Source organism: Erwinia sp. MYb416 (genome assembly GCF_037479575.1).
Taxonomy (GTDB): domain Bacteria; phylum Pseudomonadota; class Gammaproteobacteria; order Enterobacterales; family Enterobacteriaceae; genus Erwinia; species Erwinia rhapontici.
This window is the reverse complement of the sequence record NZ_JBBGYT010000228.1, coordinates 1-988: the sequence shown is the minus strand read 5'-3', so window position 1 is coordinate 988 and position 988 is coordinate 1. Positions and strand designations below refer to the sequence as shown.

General features: G+C 54.4%; 1 protein-coding gene and 1 pseudogene. Both read left to right on the top strand.

Annotated elements, in window-relative coordinates; all coding sequences use genetic code 11:
• Positions 1 to 638, top strand: a 638-nt coding sequence (locus WH277_RS02080) for an efflux RND transporter permease subunit (RefSeq protein WP_339504117.1), incomplete at its 5' end; no start/stop codon positions are given.
• A gap of 172 nt (positions 639 to 810) precedes the next feature.
• Positions 811 to 918: pseudogene (locus tag WH277_RS02075) on the top strand (DNA-binding protein); the annotation flags it as partial.
• Between the last annotated feature and the right edge of the window lie 70 nt (positions 919 to 988).

The window sequence follows — 988 nt, the reverse complement described above, 5'->3', positions numbered from 1 at the left end:
CGGGGCAGAATGCGGAAGGTTTCAGCTCCGGGGATGCGATGAACACCATCGAAAGGCTGGCTAACCAGTTACCAGCGGGTACGACCGGGGCGTGGAGCGGACTCTCGCTGCAGGAGAAGCAGGCAGGTGGTCAGTCAACTACCTTATATGCAATCTCAATTCTGGTTGTGTTCCTCTGTCTTGCTGCGCTGTATGAGAGCTGGTCGGTGCCGTTCTCGGTGCTTTTAGCGGTGCCGCTCGGCGTGCTGGGAACGGTACTGGCGATATCGCTGCGTGGATTAAGCAATGATATTTACTTTCAGGTTGCGTTACTGACCACCGTCGGATTGACCTCGAAGAACGCGATATTGATTATCGAATTTGCTGAAGATGCAGTGCGTCGGGGAAGCTCGCTGAGTGCCGCTGCGATGCAGGCGGCACGCACCCGCCTACGCCCGATTATGATGACGTCGCTGGCCTTTATCGCCGGTGTCATACCGCTTGCAGTTGCCTCCGGTGCAGGTGCCAACAGCCGTATTGCCATCGGAACCGGCATTATCGGCGGCACGCTGGCGGGGACGGTACTGGCGCTGTTCTTTGTACCGCTGTTCTTTGTGCTGGTGAAGCATTATCTCACCCGGCATCGCGCCTCCAAATAAAGCAAACAGCCCGTCTGGGTATTCTGCCAGCGGGCTGTTTTGGCTAATTATGTGTATTGGCTCAGATCTGATCTGACACGTAGTGATTGTTTATCAGACGCAATCATCTTCAGGGACGCCTTGTGAGTTCAACGTGTCGATGCAACGCTATCCTTAAGTGGGCATGGCTTGCGAATTGTCAGGCTTGAGTACACGTACTGTGCAGCGGAAAGGGAACGGCAAGCGTCCTGGCCTGGAAAAGCTGAGCGCCTTAGCCATTTTCTTTGAAGTGAGCATTTCGTAACTTGTTACCTTCTTTCCTAAAGCAGAAATAAATGCCCACAGATGGCCCACTGCACGGGCCAGGCTAA